Annotated in this window: 17 protein-coding genes; 8 read left to right on the plus strand and 9 right to left on the minus strand. The window is 72.7% G+C overall.

Going from position 1 to position 21,679, the window contains the following annotated elements:
- The first annotated feature begins 22 nt into the window (after positions 1–22).
- Positions 23–1,684: a fumarate hydratase gene (locus AB0K51_RS08035; RefSeq protein ID WP_363451798.1), complete on the plus strand. Its 1,662-nt coding sequence runs from the start codon at positions 23–25 to the stop codon at positions 1,682–1,684.
- A 59-nt stretch (positions 1,685–1,743) separates the two neighbouring features.
- On the opposite strand, the gene AB0K51_RS08040 is transcribed toward AB0K51_RS08035, so the two are convergent.
- Entirely contained in the window at positions 1,744–1,962 is a 219-nt protein-coding gene (locus AB0K51_RS08040) for a hypothetical protein (protein ID WP_363451800.1), read from the minus strand.
- Between the two features lie 211 nt (positions 1,963–2,173).
- On the opposite strand from AB0K51_RS08040, the gene AB0K51_RS08045 reads away from it, so the two are divergent.
- The 3 genes from AB0K51_RS08045 to AB0K51_RS08055 all read left to right on the plus strand — a co-directional run bounded on the left by AB0K51_RS08045 (position 2,174) and on the right by AB0K51_RS08055 (position 8,096).
- Positions 2,174–5,143, plus strand: a complete 2,970-nt coding sequence (locus tag AB0K51_RS08045) for a BTAD domain-containing putative transcriptional regulator (protein ID WP_363451802.1) — start codon at positions 2,174–2,176, stop codon at positions 5,141–5,143.
- A gap of 418 nt (positions 5,144–5,561) precedes the next feature.
- The gene (locus AB0K51_RS08050) at positions 5,562–6,299 is read left to right on the plus strand and encodes a class I SAM-dependent methyltransferase (protein WP_363451804.1); all 738 of its coding nucleotides are present in this window, start codon (positions 5,562–5,564) and stop codon (positions 6,297–6,299) included.
- 48 nt (positions 6,300–6,347) lie between these two features.
- Complete coding sequence (locus AB0K51_RS08055) at positions 6,348–8,096, plus strand: ATP-binding SpoIIE family protein phosphatase (protein WP_363451806.1); 1,749 nt, start codon at positions 6,348–6,350, stop codon at positions 8,094–8,096.
- Between the two features lie 7 nt (positions 8,097–8,103).
- On the opposite strand, the gene AB0K51_RS08060 is transcribed toward AB0K51_RS08055, so the two are convergent.
- The 3 genes from AB0K51_RS08060 to AB0K51_RS08070 all read right to left on the minus strand — a co-directional run bounded on the left by AB0K51_RS08060 (position 8,104) and on the right by AB0K51_RS08070 (position 10,983).
- A complete protein-coding gene (locus AB0K51_RS08060; RefSeq protein WP_363451808.1) occupies positions 8,104–8,829 on the minus strand; it encodes an HNH endonuclease in 726 nt (241 codons plus the stop codon).
- Entirely contained in the window at positions 8,826–9,767 is a 942-nt protein-coding gene (locus AB0K51_RS08065) for an AAA family ATPase (protein ID WP_363451810.1), read from the minus strand. The genes AB0K51_RS08060 and AB0K51_RS08065 overlap by 4 nt, the downstream gene beginning before the upstream one ends.
- A gap of 274 nt (positions 9,768–10,041) precedes the next feature.
- Entirely contained in the window at positions 10,042–10,983 is a 942-nt protein-coding gene (locus tag AB0K51_RS08070; protein ID WP_363451812.1) for a LysR substrate-binding domain-containing protein, read from the minus strand.
- Positions 10,984–11,151: 168 nt separating this feature from the next.
- On the opposite strand from AB0K51_RS08070, the gene AB0K51_RS08075 reads away from it, so the two are divergent.
- Both AB0K51_RS08075 and AB0K51_RS08080 read left to right on the plus strand, forming a co-directional pair.
- Positions 11,152–11,703: a peroxiredoxin gene (locus AB0K51_RS08075; RefSeq protein ID WP_363451814.1), complete on the plus strand. Its 552-nt coding sequence runs from the start codon at positions 11,152–11,154 to the stop codon at positions 11,701–11,703.
- A gap of 4 nt (positions 11,704–11,707) precedes the next feature.
- The gene (locus AB0K51_RS08080) at positions 11,708–12,238 is read left to right on the plus strand and encodes an alkyl hydroperoxide reductase (RefSeq protein WP_363451816.1); all 531 of its coding nucleotides are present in this window, start codon (positions 11,708–11,710) and stop codon (positions 12,236–12,238) included.
- Positions 12,239–12,296: 58 nt separating this feature from the next.
- On the opposite strand, the gene AB0K51_RS08085 is transcribed toward AB0K51_RS08080, so the two are convergent.
- The 4 genes from AB0K51_RS08085 to AB0K51_RS08100 form a co-directional block, all read right to left on the minus strand.
- Positions 12,297–13,751: an AI-2E family transporter gene (locus AB0K51_RS08085; RefSeq protein WP_363451818.1), complete on the minus strand. Its 1,455-nt coding sequence runs from the start codon at positions 13,749–13,751 to the stop codon at positions 12,297–12,299.
- Positions 13,752–14,153: 402 nt separating this feature from the next.
- Positions 14,154–14,828, minus strand: a complete 675-nt coding sequence (locus AB0K51_RS08090; RefSeq protein WP_363451820.1) for a transglycosylase SLT domain-containing protein — start codon at positions 14,826–14,828, stop codon at positions 14,154–14,156.
- Positions 14,829–15,231: 403 nt separating this feature from the next.
- Positions 15,232–16,566, minus strand: coding sequence for a PhoH family protein (locus AB0K51_RS08095; protein WP_363451822.1), 1,335 nt, complete (start codon positions 16,564–16,566; stop codon positions 15,232–15,234).
- 199 nt (positions 16,567–16,765) lie between these two features.
- Positions 16,766–17,560, minus strand: a complete 795-nt coding sequence (locus AB0K51_RS08100; RefSeq protein WP_363451824.1) for an isoprenyl transferase — start codon at positions 17,558–17,560, stop codon at positions 16,766–16,768.
- Between the two features lie 359 nt (positions 17,561–17,919).
- Here AB0K51_RS08100 and AB0K51_RS08105 point away from each other — a divergent pair, with 359 nt between their 5' ends.
- A complete protein-coding gene (locus AB0K51_RS08105) occupies positions 17,920–19,521 on the plus strand; it encodes a glycosyl hydrolase family 18 protein (protein ID WP_363451827.1) in 1,602 nt (533 codons plus the stop codon).
- Positions 19,522–19,630: 109 nt separating this feature from the next.
- On the opposite strand, the gene AB0K51_RS08110 is transcribed toward AB0K51_RS08105, so the two are convergent.
- On the minus strand, positions 19,631–20,287 hold the full coding sequence (locus AB0K51_RS08110; protein WP_363451829.1) for a prepilin peptidase: 657 nt from the start codon (positions 20,285–20,287) through the stop codon (positions 19,631–19,633).
- A 117-nt stretch (positions 20,288–20,404) separates the two neighbouring features.
- Here AB0K51_RS08110 and AB0K51_RS08115 point away from each other — a divergent pair, with 117 nt between their 5' ends.
- Positions 20,405–21,619, plus strand: coding sequence for a pyridoxal phosphate-dependent aminotransferase (locus AB0K51_RS08115; RefSeq protein WP_363451831.1), 1,215 nt, complete (start codon positions 20,405–20,407; stop codon positions 21,617–21,619).
- The last annotated feature ends 60 nt before the right edge of the window (positions 21,620–21,679 follow it).

Below are 21,679 nucleotides of genomic sequence, written 5' to 3' on the forward strand. Positions count from 1 at the left end.
GAAAGAACTGAGGATCTTCCCCATGGCTCCAGAGTTCGCCTACAGCGACCTGCTCCCGCTCGGTGCGGACACCACGCCGTACCGCAAGCTCACCTCCGAGGGCGTCTCCACCTTCGAGGCCGGCGGACGCACCTTCCTGCAGGTCGAGCCGGAGGCGCTGCGGCTGCTCACCGCCGAGGCGATGCACGACATCTCGCACTACCTGCGCCCGGCCCACCTGGCCCAGCTGCGCCGCATCCTGGACGACCCGGAGTCCAGCCCGAACGACCGCTTCGTGGCGCTGGACCTGCTGAAGAACGTCAACATCTCGGCCGGCGGCATCCTGCCGATGTGCCAGGACACCGGCACCGCGATCGTGATGGGCAAGCGCGGGCAGAACGTGCTGACCCCGGGCGCCGACGAGTCCGCCATCGCGCGCGGCGTGTACGACGCGTACACCAAGCTGAACCTGCGCTACTCGCAGATGGCGCCGGTGACCATGTGGGACGAGAAGAACACCGGCAACAACCTGCCGGCCCAGATCGAGCTGTACGCCACCGACGGGGACGCCTACAAGTTCCTGTTCATGGCGAAGGGCGGCGGCTCGGCGAACAAGTCGTACCTGTACCAGGAGACCAAGGCGATCCTCAACGAGTCGTCGATGCTCTCCTTCCTGGAGCAGAAGATCCGCTCGCTGGGCACCGCGGCCTGCCCGCCGTACCACCTGGCGATCGTGGTCGGCGGCACCAGCGCGGAGTTCGCGCTGAAGACCGCCAAGTACGCCTCCGCGCACTACCTGGACAACCTGCCGACCGGCGGCGACGCGAGGACCGGGCACGGCTTCCGCGACCTGGAGCTGGAGCAGAAGGTCTTCGAGCTGACCCAGAAGATCGGCATCGGCGCCCAGTTCGGCGGCAAGTACTTCTGCCACGACGTCCGGGTGATCCGCCTGCCCCGGCACGGCGCCTCGCTGCCGGTCGCGATGGCGGTCTCCTGCTCGGCCGACCGCCAGGCGCTCGGCAAGATCACCGCCGAGGGCGTCTTCCTGGAGCAGCTGGAGACCGACCCGGCGAAGTACCTGCCGGAGACCACCGACGAGCACCTCGACGACGACGTGGTCCGGGTCGACCTGAACCGCCCGATGGCCGAGGTCCGCGCCGAGCTCTCCAAGTACCCGGTGAAGACCCGGCTCTCGCTCACCGGGACCCTGGTGGTGGCCCGCGACATCGCGCACGCCAAGATCAAGGAGCGCCTGGACGCGGGCGAGGGCATGCCGCAGTACATGAAGGACCACCCGGTGTACTACGCGGGCCCGGCCAAGACCCCCGAGGGCTTCGCCTCCGGCTCCTTCGGCCCGACCACGGCCGGCCGGATGGACTCCTACGTCGACCAGTTCCAGGCGGCCGGCGGCTCGATGGTGATGCTGGCCAAGGGCAACCGCTCCAAGCAGGTCACCAAGGCCTGCAACGAGCACGGCGGCTTCTACCTGGGCTCGATCGGCGGCCCGGCGGCCCGGCTCGCCCAGGACTGCATCAAGAAGGTCGAGGTGCTGGAGTACCCCGAGCTCGGCATGGAGGCGGTCTGGCGGATCGAGGTCGAGGACTTCCCGGCGTTCATCGTGGTGGACGACAAGGGCAACGACTTCTTCGCCGAGGTGACCGACGGCCCGCTGATCACCAACCTGCGGGTCCGCTCGGCGCAGTGACGCCCTGACGGCGAAAGCCCCGGCCCGCAAGCGGACCGGGGCTTTTCGGCCACCGGAGATCAGGGGCAGTTGGTGACGGTGCCGAGCGGCTCGAAGGTCTCGTCGGTCTTCTTGTCGCCGGTGACCGGGAGCTCCGTCTCGGGGGCGGCCGGCTGCTCGGCCAGCACCTCCAGGGCGTGCTCGATCGCGTTCGGGTCGGCCGGGGCGGCGGTGTGCTCGACCGGGGCCGGGGTCGCCTCGGCGGCCACGGGAACGGGCGTGGTGGTGTCGTCGGCCATGGGGTGGGCCGCCTTTCCATTCAAGGGCGTGGAACGCCCGGAAGGCTGTCCCCGGGCGCGCGGACAGTATCCTAGGCACCGCTAAATGTCTTATAAACGTCCCACCGCGCACCCGCTTGGTGGATGTTTGCGCGCTTCCTCATAAGCTGACGCCCCCACACGACCGGTGTCAGAGTGGGAAGCAGACGGTTCATCGGCCACAGGGGAGGACATGGAGCTACAAGGGACGCGCTCCGCCGACGCGCTGCGCTTCCAAGTGCTCGGCCCTGTCCAGGCGTGGCGTGGTGACGCACAGTTGGCTCTCGGCTCGCCCCAGCAACAGGCGGTACTGGTCGCCCTGTTGCTCAGCGAGGGCCGTCCGGTGACCACCGACGACCTGGTGGACGGCATCTGGGGCGAACGGACGCCGCCGCAGGCGGTCGCCGCACTGCGCACCTACATCTCCCGGCTCCGGTCCGTCCTGGAGCCGAACCGGGCCAGCCGCCGGCCCTCCGAGGTCCTGGTCTCGGTCAGCGACGGCTACGCCCTGCGGATCCCGGCCGACGCCCTGGACCTCGCGGTCTTCGAACAGCAGGTCGCCGACGCGGCGAACGCCCGCACCGAGGGGGACTTCCGGGCCGCCCACGACGGGCTGGTGTCCGCGCTGGCCCGCTGGAGCGGCCGTCCGCTGCCCGGGGTGCCCGGGCCGTACGCGGAGGCCCAGCGCGGCCGGCTGACGGAGCGCCAGCTCGCGGTCGCCGAGGAGCGCTGCGCCATGGCGCTGGAGATCGGCCTGCACGCCGAGGTGGTCGCCGAGCTCAACTCGCTCTCGGCCGCCTACCCGCTGCGCGAAGGGCTGCGCGAGCTGCTGATGCTGGCGCTGTACCGCAGCGGCCGGCAGGCCGAGTCGCTGGGCGTCTACGCGGACACCCGCAAGCTGCTGATCGAGGAGCTCGGCGTGGAGCCGGGCAGCGGGCTGGCGGCGATGCACGCCCGCATCCTGGCCGGCGACCCCGAGCTGATGGCCGCCCTGGCGACCCCGGCGAAGGCCGTCGCCGAGGACGCCACCCCGTTCCTTCCGCCCGCCCAACTCCCGGCCGACGTCTCGGACTTCAGCGGACGCTCGAAGGTGGTCAGCGAGCTGCGCGACGTGCTGAGGGCGGGATCCGGCCAAGCCGTCGTGGTGACCTCGCTGGCCGGAATCGGCGGGGTCGGCAAGACCACCCTGGCGGTGCACGTGGCGCACAGCCTGCGGCCGGACTTCCCGGACGGCCAGCTCTACGTCGACCTGCGCGGCGCCGGCGCCTCGCCGGCCGACCCGGCGGTCGTGCTCGGCGACTTCCTGCACGCCCTGGGCACCTCCGACGCCCCGGACTCGCTGGAGCAGCGCGCGGCGCTGTACCGCTCGCTGCTCGCCGACAAGCGGATGCTGATCCTGCTCGACAACGCCCGGGACGCCCAGCAGTTGACGCCGCTGATCCCCGGAGTGTCGGGCAACGCCGTGATGGTCACCAGCCGCTCCCGGCTGGCCGAGATCCCCGGCGCGCACCTGGTGGACATCGAGGAGCTGACGCCCGAGGAGGCGCTGGCGCTGTTCTCGGCGATCGTCGGGGTCGAGCGGGTGGCGGCCGAACCGGAGGCGGCACTTGCGGTGGTGACCTCGTGCGGGTTCCTGCCGCTGGCGGTGCGCATCGCCGCGGCGCGGCTGGCCAGCCGGCCGCGCTGGAGCGTGTCGGACCTCGCCCGGCGGTTAGCGGACCAGCGCAACCGGCTCCAGGAGCTCCAGCTCGGCAACCTCGCCGTGGAGACCACCCTGGGACTCGGTTACGCGCAGCTGCGGCCGCAGGAGGCCCGGGCGTTCCGGCTGCTGTCGGTGGTGGACTCCCCCGACCTGCCGCTGACCGCCGTCGCCGCCCTGCTCGGCACCGCCGAACAGGAGGCCGAGGACCTCGCCGAGGCCCTGGTCGAGGCGAACATGCTGGAGTGCTTCACCCCTGGCCGCTACCGCTACCACGACCTGCTGCGGCTGTACGCCCAGCGGCAGAACGCCAAGCTCGGCGACGTCGGCGAGCAGCAGGCCGCCCTGCTGCGGCTGCTCGACGTGCTGCTGGCCACCATGCAGAACGCCGCCCAGGTGATCGAGCCCGACGACATGCTGACCGAGACGCTGCACCGCACCCGCTCGGCCGGGGTGTCCTTCCCGGACAGCGACGGCGCGCGCGGCTGGCTCCGCTCGGAGAACGCGGTGCTGCTGAGCAGCGTCGAGGCCGCCGCGGGCGCGCCGCTGGACGTGCTGCGCCCGGCGGTGGACCTGGTCCTGCTGCTGTCCGCGCTGGTCGAGGACCCGACCCTGGCGCCGCGGATCCACCGGATGGTGCGGGCGGCCGCGGTCAACGCCACCGCCCAGCAGGACACCGCCACCCTCGCCCGGGTGCACCACGCGCTGGGCCAGATCCACCGGGTGGAGGGCGACCTGGCGGGCGCCGAGGCGGCGCTGCGCGAGAGCCTCGCCCTGCAGCCGGCCGAGCAGCCCACCCTGCTGTGCATCTCGACCGCGAACGCCCTGGCGATCGTCCTGATCATGGCCGGCCGGCCGGCCGAGGCGCTGCCGTTCTACCAGCAGGCGCACGCGATGAGCCGCAGCGTCGGCGCGACGATCAGCGAGGCCCGGCTGCTCGCCAACATGGCGCGCGCGTACGTCGGCCTGGACCGGCACGAGGAGGCGGTCGGTGCCGCCCGCGAGGCGGTGACGGCGGCCCGGGCGTCCGGCAACGCGCCGTGCCTGGCGGACACGCTCTACCAGTTGGGCGTGGTGCTGCGCTCGACCGGGTCACCGGGCGAGGCGGCGGTCCACCTGCGGGAGGCGCACCAGCTGTACCGGGCGCAGCAGCATCCGATCTGGGAGGGCTACTCGCTGGCGCGGCTGGCGGCGTGCCTGCTGGCGGACGGTCAGTTCGCGCAGGCGGCCGAGGCGGCCGAGGAGTCCCTGTCGATCGCCCAGGAGATCGAGGCCGCGTACTGCCAGGGCATGGCCAACGCGGCGCTGGGCGAGGCGCTCCTGAAGTCGGGGCAGCCCGCGCGCGGGCTGGCGTGTCTTCAGGAGGCGCTTGCGGTGTTCACGCGGCTCGGTGTGCCCGAGGCCCTCCCCGTACAGGGCCTCATCGAGCAGCACACCGAGCCCTCCCTTCCCCCTGCGCCTTAGCACCCGTTCCCCCCCAGGTCCCCCCCGAGCCGGGTGCCGTTCCCCCGGGAGCGTCAGCGTCCCCGCAGCCCCCCGGCTGCGGGAACGCTTTGACGCTTCCCCGGCGCTGAGAAGACTGTGACAGGCGGCGATTGACGTTCGATAAACGCAGGCGCGGGGACCGTTGATCCGACGAGACGGCTGGTCAGGGGGGATGGCGGGGCCGCGCCATGCGGCGTGCGGGAGGGTGGCGCGCTACCCGGCGGGCACCGGTGTGCTTCGCCTGGCGGGCGATATTCGCCCAACCGACCACGGGTTGACCGGAAACGGACTCCACCGTGCGGTGATCGCGTTTATCCTCGAAGGCCAGGGTCGGGAGCGGAGAACGGGCCACGACGGGTAGGGCAGGACAGCGCGCGGGAGAGGTGCCTAGGTCATCGTGACGGACGAACAGACTTCAGACCCCGCCGCCGCCGACCCGGCGTCCGCGGCGGCGGTGCGGCGGGCGGCACGCGGTCGCCAGGCCGCCGCGTTCGATGCCATCGGCCCTCGCTACCAAGAGGTGTTTCCGGCCAGGTCGGGCCAACTGGAGTGCGGTGACTGGCTGCTGGCCGAGCTGCCGGCCGGTGCCCGGGTGCTGGACGTCGGCTGCGGGGCGGGCGAACCGACCGCCCGGCAGCTCGCCGAGGGCGGGCTGCGGGTGACCGGCGTCGACCTCTCCGAGGGCATGCTGGCGCAGGCCCGGGCGGCCGCGCCGACCGCGGACTTCCACCGGCTGGACATCGTCGACCTGGCTACCGAACGCGCCGGATCCGCTTGGGGCGTACCGGAGTTGGGTCCGTCCGGGGCGGGAACACTGGACGCCGCCGCGGCGTTCTTCTCCTTGCTGATGCTGCCCCGCGCGGAGATCGCCGAGGTGCTCGGCGGGGTACGCGAACTGCTGCGCCCGGGCGGCCTGTTGGCCGTCGGCATGGTGGAGGCGGACCTGGACGACGCGCCGCTGCCGTTCCTGGACCAGGAGGTCCGGGTGACCGGCTACCTGCGCGAGGAGCTGGCCGGGCTGCTGGAGCACCGCGGGTTCGCGGTGGAACGGGTGGACGGCCGGTCGTACGCCCCGGCGGGCAGTGCGGTGCCGCCGGAGACCCAGCTGTTCCTGCGCTGTCGCCGCACCGGCTGACCGGCCGTCACCAGCCCTCCTAGCCTTCGTCTGCAGATCGGGCAGCCCGTGCGCGACCACTTGGAGTCCCTGGCGGGGCAGCCGCCCGCCGTCCCCGTCCAGCGGCACCCGCCGCCCGGGCGGGCGACCCCGCGTGCCGACGGACCGCCGCAGCTGGCGGAGCGGCTGGCGTACCTGGACGCCGCGGCGCGGCAGATCAACGACTCGCTGGACTTACGCGCCACCCTGCGCGACCTCGGCCGGGTGCTGGTGCCCACGCTGGCGGACGCCCTGGCGGTGTTCGTCCGCGACCCGCTGCCGGACGTCGAACGCGACCCGGGACGGCCCGCGGCCCTGCGGGTGCTGCACACCCGGGGCACCCGGCTGGGCCGGGGCTCCGGGGCGCGCCCGGTGCTTCCCGGCGGGGCGCTGGAGCAGGCCCTGGAGCGGCGGGTCGCGGCCGGGCCGGTGGTGCTGGACGCCGCCGCGGCGACGGCCCGGCACGGTCTGCTCGCCGAACTGCTGGGCACCAGGACGCTGGGCCGACTGGCGGCGGGCACGGCGCTGCTGGCGCTGCCGCTGCACGGGCGTCAGGCGGTGCTGGGGATGCTGCTGCTGATCCGCCGTCCGGTGGCCGGCCGCCCGGCCGCCTTCGACCCGGCGGACACCGCGACCGCCGCCCACCTGGCCACCCACGCCGGTCTGGCCGCCGACACCGCGCTGCGCTACACCCGCGAGTGGGAGATCGCCGACGAGCTGCAGCGCTCGATGCTGCCCGCGCACCTGCCGCAGCCGCACGGGGTGCGCCTGGCCCACCGCTACCTGCCGGGCGAGCGCGGCGCGCAGGTCGGCGGCGACTGGTACGACTCGATCCCGCTGCCGGGCAACCGGGTGGCGCTGATCGTCGGCGACGTGATGGGCCACTCGCTGACCTCGGCCGCCGTGATGGGCCAGCTGCGCACCAGCGCGCAGACCCTGGCCGGCCTCGACCTGCCGCCGCACGAGGTGCTGTACCACCTCGACGAGCAGGCCCAACGCCTGGGCCGCGAGCACCACTTGGCGACCTGTGTGTACGCGGTGTACGACCCGATCACCAACCGGGTGGTGATCGCCAACGCCGGGCACGTCCCGCCGGTGCTGGTCGGCCCGGACGGCGAGAGCCGGCTGCTGGAGCTGCCGCCCGGCGCGCCGATCGGCGTCGGCGGGGTGGACTTCTCCTCGGTGGAGCTGCCCGCGCCGCCCGGCTCGGCGATGCTGCTGTTCACCGACGGCCTGGTGGAGACCCGCCGTCGCCCGCTCGGCACCGGCCTGGACCTGCTGCGCGACCGCCTCGCCGGCGCGCACCGGCTGACCCCCGACCAGCTCTGCCAGGAGGCGCTGCGGATCCTGCCGGCCGGCGACCGGGCCGACGACATCGCGCTGCTGGCCGCCGCCTTCGACGGCATCCCGGCCGAGGACGTCGCCTACTGGTACCTCCAGCCCCGGCACGAGACCCCCGGCCGGGCGCGCCGCCTGGCCGGCCACGCGCTGCGCCGCTGGGGCCTGGAACACCTGTCCGAGAGCTGCGAGTTGATGGTCTCCGAACTGGTCACCAACGCGATCCAGCACGCCACCCGCCCGGTCACCCTGCGGCTGGTGCGCACCACCGTGCTGCGCTGCGAGGTCGGCGACGACTCGGCAGCGCTGCCCCGCACCCGCCGGGCCGGCCCGGAGGAGGAGCGCGGGCGCGGCCTGCAGATAGTGGCCAGGTGCGCGGACCGCTGGGGCGCGACCCGGCTGGGCGCGGGCAAGGTGGTCTGGTTCGAGCAGCGGATCTGACGTCGGGTCAGGCCTTGAACCTCTCGCCGTTCGCGATGAGTTCGTCGAGCGCGGCGAGCACCGGCTCGCCGAGCACCACGGCGGCCAGCGGGGGGATCCGGCGCAGCCCCAGCACGGTGCGCAGCACGTCGGCGTGGTGGAGTTCGCGCAGCGCCGCCGCGTACTCGGCGGCCTCGGCCGGCTCGGCGCCGCGCCAGGTCAGCAGCAGCGCCTTGACCACGGCGAACATCATCCGCCGGCCGCGGACCAGTTCGGGCCGCTCGTTGAGGCCGAACACCTCGATGGTGGCCTCGCCCTTGGCGGTCAGCGGGTCGTACTCGCCGGATTCCAGGTAGAGCCGCAGGTGGTCGGCGGGGTCCTCGCGGCAGGGGTCGACCAGCAGGTGGTCGCCGGTGGCCGGGTCGCGCGGGAAGCGGTCGCGCTTGCGGTTGCTGTTGCAGTGCGCGCAGGCCAGCAGGTGGTTCTGCCAGTCGAAGGTGCGCAGCGGCGCCTGGGCGATCGGCTCGAAGTGGTCGATGTCGGTGCCCAGGTTGTCCCCGCAGTACATGCACCGTTCCAGGCCGGGCGCCATCTGCCGCAGCAGCAGCCGGAGTTGGGCCTTGGGGCGGACGGCCTTGCGCCAGGCGGCGCGGCCGGAGGCGGTGTTCGGCCCGGCGGCGCGTATCCCGGCGGTGGCGCGGTCGAGTTCGGCGGCCAGCCTCGGCTGCAGCGGCGGCCGCTGGAGCGGGATCACCGGTCCCGGCCGAGCAGCCGCGCGGTGACCTCGTCGACCCGGGCGGTCAGCGAGCTGTTCAGCTTGGCGCCGAGCTCCCGGTACGCGGCCACCTCCGCGTCGGTGGCCTGTCCCGCGTACATCTTGCGCTCCAGCCGCACCAGCAGCCGCCGTTCGGCCTCGGCGGCCGGAGAGTAGGCGCTGGGCAGCCCGAACAGCTCGGACAGCGCGGTGTCGTCCCCGCTGCCGTACAGCACCCGCTGGTGCAGTTCCTCGTCGAGGCGGTACGGCGCCCGGTCCTCCGCCGGGTCGGGCAGGTGCACCAGCGCGCCCGGGTCGGCGGCCTGGCAGACGTACGGGCTGTGGGTGGCCACCACGAACTGGGCCTGCGGGAAGTGCTCGGTCAGCCACGGCCCGATCCGCTGCTGCCACGCCGGGTGCAGCTGCCGGTCCACGTCGTCGAGCAGTACCGGGCCGGGGCGGTGGTCCGCGGCGACGGCGCTGACCAGCCGGGCGAGCGCGGCGATGCCGTCGCCGAGCTCGTCCAGCGGGACCTCCAGGCCGCCGCGGGCCACGTACTGCCGCTCCGGGTCGGTGACCCGCCAGCCGTTGGGCAGCACCTCGCCGTCCAGCAGCTCCGCGGCGAGCCGCACCTGCGGGCCGTCGCCGCGGCCGACGTACCGGGCCCGGGCCCGGGCGGGCGGGTCGCCGATCCGCCAGCGCGGGGCCGGTTCCGCCTCCACCCACGCCTCCCGGTAGCCGTCCGCGAGCCAGCGCTCCTCCGGGCCCGCCTCCACCGCGCCGAGCGCCATCCCCACGGCCCGCAGCAGGGTGCTCTTCCCGCTCCCGTTCGGCCCCGCCAGCACCGTCCAGCCGGGCCCGTCGGGGATCGCCAGATCCACCTCGCGCGGCCCGCCGAAGCACTTCATTCCGGACACCCTGATCCGCGACACGTACACGTCCCACCCCCTCCTCCGAGCTGCCGAGACGGTTATGCCCCGCCCCGCCGGAGCGTCATGCATCCGGCCAGGTGGCGATCCGGCGAACCGTCACCCAACCGGCCCACCCGGAACCACGTCGGCCGGCCCCGCTCCGCGCGCCGACGGTCCGTCAGGCGGCGCGCGCCACCGGCCCGGCGCCCACTCCGCCCGATACCCGGGAACCCGCTCCGCGCCGGCGGGAGACGACCCGTCATGTCCTCCCTGCCGAACGGCCGTCGCGCAGCGACTCCCGTCAGGCGGTGATCCGGACCGGGAGTCCCGCCAGGGCCTGGCGCAGGGCGGTGGCGAAGCGGTCGTACTCGGGGGTGCGGGCGGAGCCCGGGCGGTGGGCGAGGCCGATGCGGCGGCCGGGGGTGGGGTGGGCGAAGCGGACCGCGGCGAGGCGGTCGGTGCGCCCGGCCTCGACGTCGAGCGCGGTGGCGGGCAGCAGGGTGACGCCGAGGCCGCCCGCGACCAGCTGGACCAGGGTGGACAGGCCCGCCGCGCGGGTGGTGCCGCCGGCCGTCTCGGCGCCCGCCTCCCGGCAGATGTCGAGCGCCTGGTCGCGCAGGCAGTGGCCCTCCTCCAGCAGCAGCACGTCCAGGTCGAGCAGCACGTCCCGGGGCACGTCGATCCGCCCGGCGAGCTCGTGCTCGGGCGGCACCACCAGGACGAAGTCCTCGTCGAACAGCGGGAGTTCGCGCACCGGCGCGGCCCCGCCCGCGGGCAGGGCGAGCAGCAGCAGGTCCAGCCGTCCGACGGCCAGCCCCTCCAGCAGCGACGGGGTGCGCTCCTCGTGGACGTGCAGTTCCAGCTCCGGGTAGGAGTCGCGGACCAGCCGCAGCACGGCCGGCAGCAGGTAGGGCGCGACGGTGGGGATCACGCCGAGGTGCAGCGGGCCGGTGAACGGGCGGCGGGCGGCCTCCACCTCCTCGGTCAGCGCGTGCAGCGAGGCCAGCACCCGGCGTGAGTGCGCGGCGACCCGCTCCCCGAGCGGGGTGATCACCACCCGCCGGGTGGTGCGCTCCACCAGCTGCGCGCCGAGCGTCTCCTCCAGCGCGGCCACCGCCCCGGACAGCGCGGGCTGGCTGGTGCCGATCGCGGCGGCGGCCTCCCGGAAGTGCCGGTGCTCGGCGACCGCGGCGAACGCCCGCAGCTGGGCGACGGTGGGGGTGCGGGGGGTGGTGCTCTTCACGGGTCGCTCTCTGCCGGCCGGACGGGTGCTCCTCCCAGTCTGCCGCACTGATCGGACTTGCCTATCAGGTCGCACGCCGGAGCCGATTTCACTGATCAGTGCGCCTGTGCCAGGGTGGGTGTGTCCGCAATCCGGACAACCCTCATCTCAGACCCTGGAGAAGCGAACGTGCTGACCATCGGTGACAAGTTCCCCGAGTTCGAGCTGAACGCCTGCGTGGACCTCGACGCCGCGACCGCGTTCGCCGAGATCAACCACAAGTCCTACGAGGGCAAGTGGAAGGTCGTCTTCTTCTGGCCGATGGACTTCACCTTCGTCTGCCCGACCGAGATCGCCGCCTTCGGCAAGCTGAACGACGAGTTCGCCGACCGCGACGCCCAGATCCTCGGCGTCTCCGGCGACTCCGAGTACGTCCACCACGCCTGGCGCAAGGACCACAAGGACCTGCGCGACCTGCCGTTCCCGATGCTCGCCGACGTCAAGCACGAGCTGATGCGGGACTGCGGCGTCGAGGGCGCGGACGGCACCGCCCAGCGCGCCGTCTTCATCGTGGACCCGAACAACGAGATCCAGTTCGTCATGGTGACCGCCGGCTCGGTCGGCCGTAACCCCAAGGAGGTCCTGCGGGTGCTCGACGCCCTGCAGACCGACGAGCTGTGCCCGTGCAACTGGACCAAGGGCGAGGACACCCTCGACGCGCAGGCCCTGCTGGCCGGCTGACCCGATGGCCCTCGACGAACTCAAGGCCGCGCTGCCGGACTACGCCAAGGACCTCAAGCTCAACCTCGGCTCGGTGATCGGCAACTCCGACCTCCCCGAGCAGCAGCTCTGGGGCACCGTGCTGGCCTGCGCGATGGCCACCCGCTCGCCGATCGTCCTGCGCGAGCTGGAGCCCGAGGCCCGGTCGTACCTGAAGCCCGAGGCCTACGAGGCCGCGAAGGGCGCGGCCGCGATCATGGCGATGAACAACGTCTACTACCGGACGCTGCACCTGCTCTCCGACAAGGAGTACGGGACGATGCGGGCCGGTCTGCGGATGAACATCATCGGCAACCCGGGCGTCGACAAGGTCGACTTCGAGCTGTGGTGCTTCGCGGTCTCCGCGATCAACGGCTGCGGCCAGTGCCTGGACTCCCACGAGGGCGTCCTGCGCAAGGCCGGCGTCGACCGCGAGGTCATCCAGGCGTCGGTGAAGATCGCCGCCACCGTCCAGGCCGTCGCCGCGGTGCTGGACGCCGAGGCCCAGCTGGCCTGACGTACCGAAAGGTCCGCCCCGGGGAGAACTCGTCCCCGCGGGCGGACCTTTCGCGTGTTCAGGCGGACTGGTGGTGGCGGGCCTCCTCGATGGCCTCGAAGACCTCCTGGCCCGCGGCGTTGCGGCGGCGCAGGTGGCCGACCACGGTGTTGGTGACGGCGATCAGCGGGACGGCGACGATCGCGCCGGCGATGCCGCCGATGATCGACCCGGCGGCGACGCCGAGCACCACGCCGAGCGGGTGGACCCGCACCGCGCGGCCGAGGATGAGCGGCTGCAGCACGTGGCCCTCGATCTGCTGGACGGCGACCAGGACGACCAGCACCATCAGCGCGGTGAACGGCCCGACGGTGACCAGCGCGATCAGGACCGCGATCGCGCCGGTGACCAGCGCGCCGACCAGCGGGACGAACGCCCCCAGGAAGATGATCACCGCGAGCGGCATGGCCAGCGGCACGCCGAGCAGTTCGATGCCGATGCCGATGCACAGCGCGTCGATGAAGGCGACGGCGACGGTGCCGCGGACGTAGGCGGTCAGGGTCGCCCAGGCCTTGGGTCCGGCGCCGGCCATCGCGTAGCGGGAGTGCCGGGGCAGGCCGCGCAGCACCCAGGACCAGACCCGGGCGCCGTCGTAGAGCAGGAAGAAGGTGGTGAAGGCGGTGAGCACCACCCCGGTGAGCAGTTCGACGGCGATGGTGACGCCGGTGAAGCCGGCCGAGGTGAGCTGCTCGGAGTTGCTGCCGATGGCGGCGGTGATCTGGTTGGTGAAGTTGTCGATCTGATCCTGGGTCAGGTGGAACGGCCCGGTGACCAGCCAGTCGCGCAGCTGCCGGACACCCGCCTGCACCTTGCCGGTGACCGAGTCGAGGTTGCTGGAGACCTGCCAGACCACGAACCAGCCGACCAGTCCGATCCCGGCCACGCCGGAGAGGAAGGTGCCGGCGGCGGCCAGCGAGCGCGGCACGCGGTGGCGGCGCAGCCAGGAGACGGTGGGTTCGAGCAGCGCGGAGATCAGCAGCGCGGCGACCACCGCGAAGGCGACCAGGCGCAGGGTGTCGATGACCCGGAAGAGCACGTAGAGCGCGAAACCGAGCAGCAGCAGCCGCCAGGTGGACTCGGCGGCGACCCGCAGTACCCAGGGCACCGCCTCGACCGGGTTGGCGGGGCGGCCGAGCGGGGCGGCGCCGGCCGGGTGGTCGCCGGGCGGCGGGGTGCGCGGCGAGGGGACGGTGTCGCTGTCGGCCCGCACGGCCGCTCCTTCGTGCTGCTCGGCGGCGGTGGGGGCCGCCGGTCGGCCGGTGTGTTCGGCGAGTTGACGGGCCGTCTGCTCGGCGGTGCGCCGGGCGGCGCGTTCGGCGGCGAGCTCCACGGCCTGCTCGGTGGCCAGGACGTGCGCCTCGGCGCTGATCGCCGCGCGGCGGCGGCGTTCGGCGGCGGCGAACAGGCCGGCCGCCAGGGCGCCGACCTTGGCCAGTCCGCGCCAGCGGGGTGTGCCCCGCGAGTCCTCCGTCACTGCCCCGCTCCCCCGTCGTGCTTCCCGTGCGGCCGCGGTCGGCGGCCGTCGGTACGACGCTACCTGCCGGGTGCGGGGGTGGTGGCGGGGGCCCGGAACTACGTTCGCGGACAATCCGTGCGAATCGGGGGGAAGCGGTGGGTTTCGCCCGGTTCGGGAGCGGGAAGGGGCCGAATGCAGACCGGACCTTCTGTCCGCGGACCGGCCGGGAGCGGAGGAACCAGGACCCACTCCGCTTCCCCGCGTCCGCACCGGACCGCGCCGCCCGCGAGCGCACTGGTCAGCGCCGCCCGGGCGGAGCGGCCCGCACCGTGGCCGCTGTCTCGCGGCAGCACGAAGGGCCCCGTCCTCCGCGTGGAGGACGGGGCCCTTCGGCATGGCTGCCGCGGCGCGACCCGCGGCCTAGTACCAGCTGTGGGCCTGCCAGAACGACCAGGCACCGCAGGGGCTGCCGTAGCGGCTGTTCATGTAGCTGAGGCCCCACTTGATCTGGGTGGCGGGGTTGGTGCGCCAGTCCGCGCCGGCCGAGGCCATCTTGGAACCCGGCAGCGCCTGGACCAGGCCGTAGGCGCCGGAGGAGGCGTTGGTGGCGGTGTAGTCCCAGCCGCTCTCGCGCTTGACGATCTGGCTGAAGCACTGGAACTGGTTGGCGTCGCCGATGATCTGCAGCGCCATGTCCTGGACCGAACCCGGGCTGACCGTGGCGAGCACGCTGCGGGCGGCGGAGCGGTTGGCCTCTTCCTTCTGCCGCTTGTCCGCCTCGGCCTTGGCCGCCTTGTCCGCGTCGGCCTTCGCCTGGGCGTCGGCCGCGGCCTTCTGCCGGGCAGCCTCCTCCGCAGCCTTCTTGTTGGCCGCGTCGGCGGAGATCTGCTGGGCGTTCGCCTGGCGGCTGATGCCGTCGCTGACGTTCTGGGCCTGGGCACCCGTGGGCGCGTCGGCGAGCAGGGTGGCGCTCGCGACGTCGACCGTCTGCACGGTCTTGCCCTCGCTGCCCGAGGCCGCACCCACGACTGCACCGACGGCGGTCACCGCGGTGGCGGAGGCGACAGCGACTCCCCGGACCGAGATCCGAGTCACATGGTTTCCTTCCAGCGTCGCCCGGCCATGACCGTTCGGGCGCAATCTGCCCCTGGCACTGGCCTCCGTCCTGCTCGGTCACGGGAGGCGCGGGCTCGTCCGTCTCCCCGGGGCGGGCCCGGAGGGGCGGTCTCGTCGAGCGGCGTACGGCCTTTCGGTGTTCAGTTTTCCGCCCGCCGACCGAAGTTGCCGGGCGTGAATGCCGTACGCGGGGCCTGACAGAACCCTCACCATGCCGCACGCGAGTGTGTCTACGCAATTCCCTTGGCCGTGGCAGATCTCACAGACCTGCCCGACCTGGCCGTTTGGTGGACGAACCGTCGATGGGATGTCAGTTCGACTGACAGCAAAGGGGCCTGACGCCGCACGTCAGGCCCCTTTGCCCCGGTGTGTCCGGTTATGCCTAGGGCTGGATGTCCTCGAGCATCTCGGTCACCAGTGCGGCGATCGGCGAACGCTCCGACCGCGTCAGGGTGATGTGCGCGAACAGCGGATGCCCCTTCAGCTTCTCCACCACCGCGACCACGCCGTCGTACCGGCCGACCCGCAGGTTGTCCCGCTGGGCGACGTCGTGGGTCAGCACCACCCGCGAGTTCTGGCCGATCCGGGAGAGCACGGTGAGCAGCACGTTGCGCTCCAGCGACTGCGCCTCGTCCACGATCACGAAGGCGTCGTGCAGCGAGCGCCCGCGGATGTGGGTGAGCGGCAGGACCTCCAGCATGCCCCGGGAGATGACCTCCTCGATCACGTCCTGGGTGGTCACCGCGGAGAGCGTGTCGAAGACCGCCTGCGCCCACGGGCCCATCTTCTCGGCCTCGGAGCCGGGCAGGTAGCCGAGCTCCTGGCCGCCCACCGCGTACAGCGGACGGAAGACCATCACCTTGCGGTGCTGGCGGCGCTCCAGGACGGCCTCCAGGCCCGCGCACAGGGCGAGCGCCGACTTGCCGGTGCCGGCCCGGCCGCCCATCGAGATGATCCCCACCTCGGGGTCGAGCAACAGGTCGAGGGCGACCCGCTGTTCGGCGCTGCGCCCGCGGAGCCCGAACGCCTCGCGGTCGCCGCGCACCAGCCGGACCCGGCCGTCGGAGGTGACCCGGCCGAGCGCGCGGCCGCGCTCGGAGTGCAGCACCAGGCCGGTGTGGACCGGGAGTTGCTCGGCGCCCTCGATGTCGAGGGCGGAGTCGTGGGCGGCCCCGAAGAGCGCGTCGACCCGGTCGGCGGGCACGTGCAGCTCGGTCATCCCGGTCCAGCCGGAGGTGATCGCCAGCTCGGCCCGGTACTCCTCGGCCAGCAGGCCCACCGAACTCGCCTTGATCCGCAGCGGCAGGTCCTTGGAGACGACGGTGACGTCGTAGCCCTCCGCCTGCAGGTTGCGGGCGACCGCGAGGATCCTGGTGTCCGCCTCGCCGCCGCCGGCCCGGTAGCCGGCCGGGAGGATCGAGGTGTCGGAGTGGTTCAGCTCGACCCGGATGGTGCCCCCCAGCTCGCCGACCGGGATCGGCTCGTCCAGGCGCCCGAAGCGGACCCGGAAGTCGTCCAGCAGGCGCAGCGCCTGGCGGGCGAAGTAGCCGAGTTCCGGGTGGTGTCGCTTGGCCTCCAGCTCGGTCACGACGACCACCGGGAGGACCACCTCGTGTTCCTCGAAACGGCTCATCGCGAGAGGGTCGGCCAGGAGAACGCTGGTGTCGAGGACGTACGTGCGCCGGTCAGGTGTCCGGCGGCTCTTGGAACTGACCACTAGCCCTCCTGAGCGGGTGACCCGACGTCACCCGCGGCCCACCGGTCCCCGCGACCCCGGTGGTCGGGGTACCGGTCTGGTTCGAGTATTCCCAGGCGAGCGGTGGTGCATTCGCGCCGGAGCGAACCTCGGGATCACAACTGGTGAACGTTTTCCCACCAGTCCCACGGGTATGGGGGCCTGACCGGAGGTCAGTGCGTCACAGGCCCATGCGGCGGTTGCGCAGCTGGAAGTCGCGCAGCGCCCGCAGGAAGTCGACCTTGCGGAAGGCCGGCCAGTAGGCCTCGCAGAAGTAGAACTCGCTGTGCGCGGACTGCCAGAGCAGGAAGCCGGACAGCCGCTGCTCGCCGGAGGTGCGGATCACCAGGTCGGGGTCGGGCTGGCCCTTGGTGTAGAGGTGCTCGGCGATGTGCTCGACGTCGAGGATCTCGGCCAGCTCCTCGATCGAGGTGCCGCGGCCGGCGTGCTCCTGCAGCAGCGAGCGGACGGCGTCGGCGATCTCCCGCCGGCCGCCGTAGCCGATCGCCACGTTCACGGTGACGCCGTCGATGTGCGCGGTGGTCTGGGCGGCCTGCTTGAGCACCTCGGCGGTGTGGCCGGGCAGCAGGTCGAGCGCGCCGACCGGGTTGACCTTCCAGCGGCCGGCGTCGACCAGGCCCTGCACCGCGTCCTCGATGATGCCGAGCAGCGGCACCAGCTCCTCGGCGGGCCGGGAGAGGTTGTCGGTGGAGAGCATCCACAGCGTGACCACCCGGACGCCGGTCTCCTCGCACCAGCCGAGGAACTCGCTGATCTTGTCGGCGCCGCGCTGGTGGCCGTAGGCGGTGGTGTTGCCGGCCGCCTTGGCCCAGCGGCGGTTGCCGTCCAGGATCACCCCGATGTGGTGCGGGGTGTTGGCCAGGTGCACCTCGACCCGGCGCCCGTACAGCCGGTAGGCGTTGTCCAGCAGGGAGCGCAGCCCCGGCGTGCGCTCCACCACATCGCGCAGACCCATGTTGTACGGCCCCTCCGTGCTGTTTGCTCCGGGTGCGAAATCCCAGCGCAGCCTACTCCGCTCGGCTTTACGCCCCGCAAAACCGCAGGTACCGGTCTTGTCACAGTGCGCGCACGGCGACGGATACGGAACGGTCTCCGATTCCTTAAACGCTCCCTAAACCGGATTCCGGGTCTTGACGCTTGCCATTGGTCTAGTCCAGCGTGTGGTCAGCACCACAGCGGACCCTCCCCCACAGCGGAGCCGCCGCGACCCCCACCGCGGCGGCTCCTTCCCCCAGCGTGTTCCTGCGTCCCCGCGTCCCCGCGTGCGTGTCCTGCGTGTTCTCCCACACCCCCACTCCTGCACTGGAGCCTGTCATGGCCCGTACCCTGCAGCAGCCGTCCCACCGGCGCCGCAACAAGATCCCCGCGGTCCTCGCCTCCACCACCGCGCTCGCCCTGGCCGGCGCCGGCCTCGCCCTGACGGCGGGCGGCGCCAACGCCGCGGTCGGCAACCTGGTCTCCAACGGCGGCTTCGAGTCCGGCCTCTCCGGCTGGACCTGCACCGGGACCACCTCCACGGTCTCCTCCCCGGTGCACTCCGGCACCGGCGCGCTGGCCGCCACCCCGGGCGCCGCGGACACCGCCGAGTGCACCCAGACCGTCTCGGTGCTCCCCAACACCGCCTACACGCTGAACGGTTGGGTGCAGGGCCCGTACGTCTACCTGGGCGCCCGCGGCACCGGCGGCACCGACCCGTCCACCTGGTCGGCGCAGAGCGCCTGGAACCAGCTGAACACCTCCTTCACCACCGGCGCGTCCACCACCAGCGTCACCCTCTACGTGCACGGCTGGTACGGCCAGGCCACCTACAACGCGGACGACATCCAGCTGATCGGCCCCGGCGGCACCGCCTCGCCGACCCCGTCGGCCTCCGCCACCTCCGCCTCGCCGACCGCGTCCGCGTCGCCGACCAAGAGCGCCTCCCCGTCGGCCTCGCCGACCCAGAGCGCCTCGCCCTCGGCGTCCGCGTCCAGCTCGCCCAGCCCCTCCGGCTCGGCGACCACCACACCGCCCAACACCGGCCTGCCGAAGCACGCGGTGACCGGCTACTGGCAGAACTTCGACAACAACTCCACGGTGCAGAAGCTCGGCGACGTGCAGTCCGCGTACGACATCATCGCGGTCTCCTTCGCCGACGCGACCACCACCCAGGGCGCGATCTCCTTCACCCTGGACCCGGCGCTCGCCAGCAAGCTCGGCGGCTACACCGACGCCCAGTTCAAGGCCGACATCGCCGCCAAGCACGCGGCCGGCAAGAAGGTCGTCCTCTCCATCGGCGGCCAGAACGGCGCCATCTCGGTCGGCAACGCGACCGCGGCCACCAACTTCGCCAACTCGGCCTACAGCCTGATCCAGCAGTACGGCTTCGACGGCATCGACGTCGACCTGGAGAACGGCGTCGACCCGACGTACATGTCGCAGGCCCTGCATTCGCTGCAGTCCAAGGTCGGCTCGGGCTTCATCCTGACCATGGCCCCCGAGACCATCGGGATGTACTCCACCGCCGGCGCCTACTTCCAGCTGGCGCTGAACACCAAGGACATCCTGACCGTCGTCAACACCCAGTTCTACAACTCGGGCGGCATGAACGGCTGCGACGGCAAGGTCTACAACCAGGGCACCATCGACTTCATCACCGCGCAGATCTGCACCCACATCCAGGGCGGCCTGCGTCCCGACCAGGTCGGCATCGGTGTCCCGGCCTCCACCAAGGCGGCGGGCGGCGGCTACGTCAGCTCCACCGTGGTGAACAACGCGCTGGACTGCCTGGCCACCGGCAACCACTGCGGCAGCTTCGTCCCGCCGGCCAAGTGGCCGACCATCCGCGGCGCGATGACCTGGTCCACCAACTGGGACGCCAACAACGGCAACGACTTCTCCAACAACGTCGGCGCCTTCGTCCACAACATGCCGTAACACCTGCCTGTGCACCACCCCTCGAGGGTGGGGTCGGTGCACACCGAGGGGCCCGCCGTACCGCTGGGGTACGGCGGGCCCCGCCCATTCCCGGCGCGCCACCGGACCGTCAGACCAGGGCCAGCAGCGTGCCCAGCAGCATCGCCGGGCCGAAGGCAAGCTCGGTGGAGCGCCCCGCCCCGCGGGCGACCAGCAGCAGCACCGCCCACAGCGCCGCGGCCACCCACATATAGAGGACAGCGGCGTACAGCGCCGACCAGCCCAGCAGGCCCAGCACCGCACCCAGCGACGGCGCCAGCTTGGCATCGCCCAGGCCGACCGGGGCGAACAGCGCCAGCAGCCAGAACAGCAGCCCGAGGACGCCCGCCGCCAGGACGCACCGCAGCAGCGCCGCCGGCCGGTGGTCGGCCAGCGGCAGCAGCACCGCCGTCCCGGCCAGCAGCGGCAGGGTCAGCGCGTCCGGCAGCCGGTGCACCGCGCCGTCCACGAAGGCCAGCACCACCCCGAACAGCGCCAGCCACACCAGCACCGGCAGCCGCCCGGGCGGCTGGGTCGCGGCCAGCGCCGCGCCCACCGCGGCCGCCGTCAGCTCCACCGAGCCCGGCAGCGGCCCGAACCGCTCCCCGCAGCGCCCGCACCGGCCGTCCGGCCGCACCGGGCACGCCCGCCACGGCTCGCCGTACGGCACCGCGTAGCGCACCACCGCGATCCGCAGCAGCGGCCCCGCGGCCAGTCCCAGCAGCGCCCCGATCATCCAGTCCGGCATCCGGCCCTCCCCTGACGGTCCGCCGCGACCCTATCCCCGCAGGTCGTTCGGCCGTCCGTGTCCAGGTGGCGAACACCACGCCGGAAACCCCGTAACAGCGCCGTAAAGTAGGCGGGTATGCAGGTCATCCAGTCCAGCAAGCTCGCCAATGTCTGCTACGACATTCGCGGTCCGGTGCTCGACGAGGCGATGCGGCTGGAGGACCAGGGCCACCGCATCCTCAAGCTCAACACCGGCAATCCCGCCGCGTTCGGCTTCGAGGCCCCGCCCGAGATCCTCCAGGACATCCTCCGCAACCTCGCCAGCGCCCACGGCTACGGCGACTCCAAGGGCCTGCTCGCCGCCCGCCGCGCCGTCGTCATGCACTACGAGGAGCGCGGACTGCACGGCCTCTCGGTGGAGGACGTCTACCTGGGCAACGGCGTCTCCGAGCTGATCCAGCTCGCCATGACGGCCCTGCTCGACGACGGCGACGAGGTGCTCGTCCCGGCCCCCGACTACCCGCTGTGGACCGCCTCGGTCTCGCTGGCCGGCGGCACCGCGGTGCACTACCGCTGCGACGAGCAGGCCGAGTGGTACCCGGACCTCGCCGACATCGCCGCCAAGATCACCGACCGCACCCGGGCGATCGTGGTGATCAACCCGAACAACCCGACCGGCGCGGTCTACCCCCGCGAGGTCCTCGAAGGCATCGTCGAACTCGCCCGCGCGCACAAGCTGGTGGTCTACGCCGACGAGATCTACGACAAGATCCTCTACGACGGCGTCGAGCACGTCCCGCTCGCCACCCTCGCCCCCGACCTGTTCTGCGTCACCTTCAACGGCATGTCCAAGTCGTACCGGGTGGCCGGCTTCCGCAGCGGCTGGATGGTGCTCTCCGGCGACCGGCAGCGCGCCCGCTCCTACATCGAGGGCCTCAACGTCCTGGCCTCGATGCGGCTGTGCGCCAACATGCCCGCCCAGCACGCGGTCGCCGCCGCGCTCGGCGGCCGGCAGTCGATCCGCGACCTGATCCTCCCCGGCGGTCGGCTCCTCGCCTCCCGGGACGCCGCGTACAAGCTGCTCAACGACATCCCCGGCGTCTCCTGCGTCAAGCCCAAGGGCGCGCTGTACGCGTTCCCGCGGCTCGACCCGCAGGTCTTCAAGATCAAGGACGACGCGCAGATGGTCCTCGACCTGCTGCGCTCCCAGCGGATCCTGATCGTCCAGGGCACCGGCTTCAACTGGCCCGACCCCGACCACTTCCGCCTGGTCACCCTCCCCCGCCCCGAGGAGATCACCGACGCCGTCACCCGCATCGGCGACTTCCTCTCGGGCTACGCCCAGCCGTAGCGCGACCCGACAGGGGCGCGGGGAACTGCGCGAGCGACCCGGAACGCACAGGATCCGCCC

The organism is Kitasatospora sp. NPDC049285, assembly GCF_040678815.1.
In the GTDB taxonomy this organism is placed as follows: domain Bacteria; phylum Actinomycetota; class Actinomycetes; order Streptomycetales; family Streptomycetaceae; genus Kitasatospora.